Genomic DNA, 307 nt, shown 5'->3' with positions numbered 1-307 from the left:
CGCGCGTCCTCGTCTTTCGGTTCCTCACCATCCGGATCGAACATCGACGCGAGATCCTCCGCCAGAGCCTTCAGATCCTGCGCCGTCGGCGACGGACCCGCCGCATGCTCATCCACGTCCGCGTCGTCCCCGGTCGAGTCGTCGCCGGGTTCCGTGTCGAGGCCGTGACCGCGGGCGCATCCCGCCAACGCAACATCCGCCGCCAACCGCTGATCGACCGTGAGCCGATCCCACACCTTCTCGATCGGACCCGTCGCCGCCAGAAACCCCGCGACCCCGACCACCCCGTCCAACAGCGCGAGCCGCA

Annotated in this window: 1 protein-coding gene; it reads left to right on the top strand. The window is 69.4% G+C overall.

The window, feature by feature from the left end:
- Positions 1 to 104: 104 nt before the first annotated feature.
- On the top strand, positions 105 to 307 hold a 203-nt coding region (locus tag MRBLMI13_RS06825), incomplete at its 3' end, for a hypothetical protein (protein WP_367821374.1).

This window comes from Microbacterium sp. LMI13-1-1.1 (genome assembly GCF_040815625.1).
GTDB classification, from domain to species: Bacteria; Actinomycetota; Actinomycetes; order Actinomycetales; family Microbacteriaceae; genus Microbacterium; species Microbacterium forte.
The sequence above is the reverse complement of the archived record's forward strand: the minus strand, read 5'-3'. Positions and strand labels throughout refer to the sequence as shown.